The 6,256-nt window shown below is 67.5% G+C and carries 7 protein-coding genes and 3 pseudogenes; 7 read left to right on the top strand and 3 right to left on the bottom strand.

The features are described 5' to 3' along the window. Positions 1–94 precede the first annotated feature (94 nt). Both ACWD6R_RS39445 and ACWD6R_RS39440 read right to left on the bottom strand, forming a co-directional pair. A pseudogene (locus ACWD6R_RS39445) lies at positions 95–274 on the bottom strand (metallophosphoesterase family protein); the annotation flags it as partial. A gap of 110 nt (positions 275–384) precedes the next feature. After that, a complete protein-coding gene (locus ACWD6R_RS39440; RefSeq protein WP_451823169.1) occupies positions 385–1,299 on the bottom strand; it encodes an IS982 family transposase in 915 nt (304 codons plus the stop codon). A 70-nt stretch (positions 1,300–1,369) separates the two neighbouring features. On the opposite strand from ACWD6R_RS39440, the gene ACWD6R_RS39435 reads away from it, so the two are divergent. From ACWD6R_RS39435 to ACWD6R_RS39405, 7 genes and pseudogenes are all read left to right on the top strand, one after another. Further along, positions 1,370–1,759: a hypothetical protein gene (locus ACWD6R_RS39435; protein ID WP_037743720.1), complete on the top strand. Its 390-nt coding sequence runs from the start codon at positions 1,370–1,372 to the stop codon at positions 1,757–1,759. Between the two features lie 403 nt (positions 1,760–2,162). Further along, positions 2,163–2,369, top strand: coding sequence for a hypothetical protein (locus ACWD6R_RS39430; RefSeq protein WP_451823168.1), 207 nt, complete (start codon positions 2,163–2,165; stop codon positions 2,367–2,369). Next, a pseudogene (locus tag ACWD6R_RS39425) lies at positions 2,368–2,565 on the top strand (restriction endonuclease); the annotation flags it as partial. The gene ACWD6R_RS39430 and the pseudogene ACWD6R_RS39425, both read left to right, overlap by 2 nt. Positions 2,566–2,903: 338 nt before the next feature. Further along, positions 2,904–3,320 (top strand): hypothetical protein, encoded by a 417-nt coding sequence (locus tag ACWD6R_RS39420; RefSeq protein ID WP_451823167.1) that lies wholly within the window; start codon positions 2,904–2,906, stop codon positions 3,318–3,320. Positions 3,321–3,740: 420 nt separating this feature from the next. Continuing rightward, positions 3,741–4,265: a hypothetical protein gene (locus ACWD6R_RS39415; protein WP_451823166.1), complete on the top strand. Its 525-nt coding sequence runs from the start codon at positions 3,741–3,743 to the stop codon at positions 4,263–4,265. Between the two features lie 51 nt (positions 4,266–4,316). Beyond that, positions 4,317–4,739, top strand: coding sequence for a DUF6882 domain-containing protein (locus tag ACWD6R_RS39410; RefSeq protein WP_451823165.1), 423 nt, complete (start codon positions 4,317–4,319; stop codon positions 4,737–4,739). Positions 4,740–5,100: 361 nt separating this feature from the next. After that, positions 5,101–5,952 carry a hypothetical protein gene (locus ACWD6R_RS39405; RefSeq protein WP_451823164.1) on the top strand — a complete coding sequence of 284 codons (852 nt, stop codon included), beginning with the start codon at positions 5,101–5,103 and terminating at the stop codon, positions 5,950–5,952. A gap of 93 nt (positions 5,953–6,045) precedes the next feature. On the opposite strand, the pseudogene ACWD6R_RS39400 reads toward ACWD6R_RS39405, so the two are convergent. Continuing rightward, a pseudogene (locus ACWD6R_RS39400) lies at positions 6,046–6,256 on the bottom strand (IS6 family transposase); the annotation flags it as partial.

Below are 6,256 nucleotides of genomic sequence, written 5' to 3'. Positions count from 1 at the left end.
CTGGATCAACAAGCCGGCCCAGCAGACCGACGAGACAGAAATCGCAGCAAGCTAAAAACATCAACAAACCGACTCAAACAGGTTGACGGGTTCCGATGACGCGGTCGCCGAGGCTGGTCAGCAGGTCGAGAACTTGGGTGGGTTGCGGGCCGGCGGTGATGTCGCCGGTGAGCACGATGTGATCGGCGGTGCTGACGTCTGGTTCGGCGAGCACTGCCTGCAGGGCCGGCAGGACTCCGTGGATGTCGGACAGGACGGCTACTCGGTTCAGCATGGTCACCACTGTGGGGTGAAAGCAGCCGGGCGGTGTGATCTTTCGCCCGGCGCGTAGTTCAAGGGGAACGTTCAGCGTGTGTGGTCGCCTAGATGATCTATTCCAAGGGGTCAGTGATCGTAGGCGATCAGTGATCGTGGGACGGTTTGTCCGGTGGCGTCGTTGTGCCAGATCGCGGCGGTCAGCGCGAGGATGCGTTGCATGACGCGGGCTATGACACCTCCGGGTGTGCGCCCTCGGTGCCGTTCGAGGTCAAGCTGTCCCTTGAAGGTCTCGTTGATCGATTCGATGACCTGTCGCAGCGGCTTGAACAGGGCTGCGCCAGGCCGTTCCCGTTCACCTTTACGGGCAGGCCGCAGCAACTGGACTCCATGCTCGGACAGTTCGCGTTCGAAACCACGGCCGAAGTAGTTCTTGTCGCCGATGAGAGTCTGTCGGGGGCGCTCTCGCAGAAGCTCGCATTCGGCTGCCAGGAGGTCAAGGAGGGTCTCGCGTTCGTCGGCCTTGGCCCCGGTCAGGGCGAAGGCGATGGGCAGGCCCTGAAGGGTGCAGACCAGGTGCAGGCGCAGGCCCCAGAAGAAGCGGCTGTGGCTGGCGCAGTAGCCGTATTCGGCCCAACCTGCCAGGTCGGAGCGTTTGACGGTCTCGCGGGAGCGGCCGCATTCCACCGGGGTGGAGTCCACGACCCATACGTCGTCGCTCCACACCGAGGTGGTGGTGGCCAGGATCCGGTTGACGCTTCGCATCAGACCGGCGGCCTTGCGCAGCCGCTTGTTGTAGCCGGGCTGCTGGGGCAGGTAGGGGAAGAGGTGGCGCAGGTGGGCACGGGCATGGCGGAGCCATTTGGCCTCGGAGGTGTAGCCGAGTATGGCCTGCATCGTGGCGAGGGTGACCAGTTCGGCATCGCTCAGGCGGGGCGTAATGCCGACCGGCGGGCGCCACGGCGCCAGGTCGGGATGCTCCTTCAGCATGTCGTCGGTCGTCGCATAGAGTGCTGTCGCGAGGGTGTCCACGTCGTTCGTCACAAAACGATCTTGGACACCCTCGTTCTCGTCTCCGCAGGCACCCCTTGGACCACACCACCAGGAGGAACCAGTGTCATACCCGCAACTGCTCACCCCCGAGGAGAAGCTCGCCGACGCGAAGAAGCTGTTGAGCCTCCCGCGTATCGTCGTGATCTGCGGCTCCACCCGCTTCATGACCGAGATGAACGAGGCCGATCTGCGGGAGACCAAAGCCGGAAAGATTGTCGTCAAACCGGGCTGTGACATGAAGTCGCCGCACGAACTTTGGTCCGATCCTGTCGAGGCCGAGGCGCTGAAGGTTCGACTCGACGATCTGCACCGGGCGAAGATCCGGCTCGCTGATGAGGTGCTCGTAGTCGGCGACTACATCGGAGACAGCACCCGAGCCGAAATCGCCTACGCCCGGTCGCTGGGCAAGCCCGTGCGGTTCACGCACCCCGAAGTCGACCCTGACGCCTGACCGCCCGCTGCCACCTCGACAACCAGGGCCGGCAACCCGCCGCCTGACCGTCTCGCGGTGGCTTCGGCCTCCGCCCACCCCACACCCTCCGCAGGCATCCCTTGGAATTGATCATCTAGTGCGTAGTTCTTCCCGGGGGGCTCCGGCCTCGGTAGCGATACGGGTCGTGCTCTTGTCGTGGTAGCCCAGTGCTTGGGCGATGACGGGCGCCGGGGCCTGGAGGACGAGCTGACGGATGGCCGAGGTGCGGCCTTTCTCGACAGGGATGCCGAGTTTTCGCAGTGCGTCGCGCAGGGAGCCTCGAAGAACATATCGAAGGACACGTCGCGGACATGTCCGCGACTCATTCCCACAGTTCAGAGCCCATCTGGCCGACTCTACGATCGGTAAGCCCGAGGACCTGGTGCAGACGCAATCCGCCTGGAACACCACCTACGAAGCACTCGCCGCACCTCACCGCCGTGACACCACTGCCCTGCGCCGCCGCCTGCTACGCCTGTCCGTACAGCTGTGGTGGCACCCGCACTGGAACACCGCCCGCTCGGTGCCCGGGGCGCGCTCCGAGCTGCGGCAGCTGGCCCGCGCCCAGGGCACGGCCAGGGCAGCATAGGACCGCCGACCAGCTGCCGAAGAGCAGCGGCCCCCGGGCGCTCGCCGACGTCGTCCTGCGCGAGGCGGAAGGCCAGCTGTCCGCGACGCTGGTGGAGGGCACCGTGCGCTGCGTCCAGAACCGCGCCCGCCTCGTCCGCGCTCTCTACGAACGACTGGATCGCCTGGAGGCCGCGCCCGCGATCCGGGCTGTCTGAACTGTCAGGGGCTTGCCCGGCCCTGACGGAGCGGTGCCGTGCGGCCGGGAGGGAAGTTGCACCCAAGGGCGGCTGGACAGTGGGCTGGACGGTTGCTTTCAGCGGGGGACCGGAGGTACTGCCGGAGGTGTGGACCCCCCAAATCGGACACCGCCCATTTCTGCAGGTCAACCCTTGTGGGCAAGCCGGTCCCGTGCGCGGACACCTCTTTCCCACGCGATAGCCGAGGGGAAGAGGTCTGCTTCGAGCCCTGGGGCCGACGGGCTGCGGCGGAGGAAACCCCTGGTCGCCCGTTGATCGGGATGGCAGGCTCTGCCTCCACCGAAGGGAGCTCCGCGATGACCGACAAGCCGGAGACGGAACGCGTCGAGTGCACCGACTGCTTCGCCCTGCCGGGCCCCGACAACACTCGCATCGCGTTCGTGAAGACCGGCGGCGGGATCAGCGAGACCTGGCACGCCCCGGACTGCCCGGCGCTCGCGATCATGCAGATCAACTTCGAGGAGGGAAGCAAGCGGGTCCGAGAGCAGGACGCGTGGGCCTGGGGCGTCTTCCCCGCCGCGCACGAGCGGCTCAGGAAGGCCGCCGCCGCGATGCCCGCCGACATCGCTGCCCAGCCCTTCGTCGACGCCCTGAGCGAGCTGGTCCAGGCGCAGGCAGACACTACCGGCTTCGTTGTCCTGCATCGCTGGGCGGAGATCCTGGAGCGGCATTTCCCGCCGGAGCTCCCAGATCCCGACCGCACCACTGGGTAGCCGGCATCCGGGCGCTGCACGGGTGGGGGCCGTGGAGTTCCGCCTGGCCGGGGGAGCTGGCCGCTGACCGGCTGGCCGATCCGGACACCCGGGTTGCACGGATCGGTCACACCGCTGACGTGCGGTTTGGCCGATGGGTGCAACCCGGATCGGTCACACGGCTGGTCACCGGTCACGGCCGCGGACATGTGACCGGTCACGAGTGCCGGGCAAGCCCAAGGGGACCCTGGGCAAGCTCACCGTGCGGCAGGCTTGCCCTGCCCGGAGGCGTTGCCGCAGCACGGTCCGCAGCGGGATCCTGGAAAGGGACGCCAAGGCGTCCTAACCCGATCGGGAGGCACTGTTTCGGGCAGCGGATTCAACGGGCTGCCGGCGAAACGGGGAGCAGCGCTGCGGGCGGCTGCTGACGGACACCGCGCGGTGAGGGTTTTCGTCGTCTCCGACTGGGACCAAAGCGGGGTCCACCTGTTCTCCGCGCTGGCCGAGGATGTCACCGCGTTCGCTGCCGTGGACGCCCCGGGAACGGAGGTCGTCTTCGAGCGCCTGGCGGTGACCGAGCAGCAGATCGCCGACTACGGGCTGCCCACCGCGCCGCCGAAGGTCAGTGATCACCGCTCGTTCAGCGGCACCTCCACCACCCAGGCCGAGGCCCTGCCGCCCGACGTCCTCGCCGCCGTGCTCAAGGCCGCGATCACCTCCCACCGCGACATGCGCGTCCTGGCAGCACTCCTTGAACATGAGGAAGCCGAACGCTGTGGACGGTCACGTAATGCCCCGCCCCTGCGGTCACGTAATTCCCCAGCTGCTCGGTTGGATGGACCGGGTCCGAGCCGAGGTCGGTGCCGTGGGACGGAGCCGCCCTTGGCAGACTTCGCCGCATGGGATTCTTCAAGCGAGCTGACAAGTCGGAAGGAGCCGCGCAGGGCCCTGATCAGGATGGGCTGAGCACGCTGCTCTTGCAGGGCGAAGACATGATCGATCAGCTGGCGCGCGCACATGTCCTGGGGGCTGGGTTCGGCGGACCGGTGGGGACTCGACCAGCGAACCGGCATCATCACTTGGACGTTCCCCGACAGGACTGCCACCGCGCCGGCGCAGCTCCTGGGCAGCTACAGCTCCTCGTCGGAATCGTGGCTGTGGGCATGGGCCAACGAGAGCATCCTGCCCGAGATGAGTCGCGACGCCCGCGCCGTTCGCGACTGGGCCGAGGCCAATGGCCACCCTGCTCTCGCAGAGCCAAAGGTCAAGGCCGACGAGCAGAAGGCAGCTGCTCTCGCAGCTCTGGCGGTCAGGATTACCAAGGCGGCAGGCTTCTATCGAGGGCCCGGCAGCACGTCAAGCGCAATCATCACTTTCGGACCGGTCACCCTGACCACCCGGGACGGCAGCACCTCAACGTTCAAGATCGATATCGGATAGCAGTCCACCGCCGTCGGGGAGCGATGCATCGCGCACGCGGTCGCTGTCCCCCTGGGGAATCGTGACCGTCGGGGTGGGGAATTACGTGACGCTGAAACCGCATGGCATGGGGAATTGCGTGATCGCTGACAAACGCCGCCGTCTCCTGGAGAGCCTCGGATACGACCCTGACGCCGACTGAGCCGGTGCGCCGGGTTCAGCCGGCCCTGCGCGTCGCTCGTCCGGGCCGGATGCCGCCGAACGTTCCCGCCCGTCCCGTGGGCCTTGATGTACTGGACTGTCGGAGCAGGGCGAAGCAGGGGAGCGGGACGTTGGCCGGGTACAGCAGGGGTTACACCCTCGAGCCGAGGGGCGCGTGCGCGTGACGGACTTCAAGGACTTCGAGTGGGTGGTGTGGCGCCTGGAGGTCCAAGACCCGCAGCAGCTCGCGGGCGAGGATCCGGACCTGGACGAGCGCACCCAGGAGACGATGACGGAGCTGGCCGCCTCGCTGGGCTGCGTGTACGAACTCTGCGTCGACTACGACTCCTACGACGACGAAACGCCGTACTACGCCTGGTGGGTCCGCCTGCCCGCGACCGAGCATGCCCGACTCGACAAGGACGGCCTGCCGCTGGCCATTGCCCCGCTGCGCCAGTACCTGACCACCCAGCTTCCCGACGGTTTGAAGTGGGAGATCACGCCGGACCGCGAGTTGACGTACGACCACGCCGGCAGCGTGGCCATGCGGACCGCCTACGACGATCTGATCGCCCCGCTCGAGCGCGCCCTGATCCCGCTGCGCCGGGACGGGGCCGATGAACTCGATCCGCGGGCGAAGGTATGGAAGTGGAAGGGGGACCTGCTGGTCGGCACGTTCGACCTGTGGCTGTGCAACGACCCTGACCGCCCGCACACCTGGATCGTCGTCACCGTCGGTCTGTGGACCGAGCCGCAGCTCTTCGACGAAGAGGCCGCTGCCGGCCTCGGTCACTTCGACTTCACCCCGCACCACCCGCTGCTCTTCCTGCCCCGCCCGCCGGCCCCGACGACCTTCACCGCCCGCGCGGAGTCCGGCTCATTCCCCCACAAGAGCACCCCCAGGACGAAGGCCGCCGACGCCATCGGAACAGCTCACCAGTGGACGGCCAACGACCCCGACGTCCTGGCCGGTCGGGTCGCCCGTGACCTCAAGCTGCTGTGGCCGCACCTCACCGGCCCGGAAAGAAGCTGACGATGGCCTCGTACGGGCGCTGTCACGTTGTTGGCTGCGTGGGTCTCTGACGGTGCGTCGGGGTGTGGTGGGGCCGGGGTTCCGGGCTGGTGCTCAGGCTTCGGCAGGCAGGCCGGCGGCGCCGGTGATCTGGTCCCAGGTGGCGAAGCGGGTGGTCATCTCGGTGCGGTATTCGGTGGCGGTCATCCGGTGGCGGCGGGGTCGGAAGTGGGGTGAGATGCCGCTGAACGCGGCCAGGAATCTCTGGGCTCCGCCGACGCTGCGGAAGCCTTTCATGGCGCGTTCGCGCTGCCGGGTGGGCTGA

This window comes from Streptomyces sp. NPDC005151 (assembly GCF_053599875.1).
Note: the sequence above shows the minus strand (reverse complement) of the source record. Positions and strands in the feature narration are given on the sequence as shown.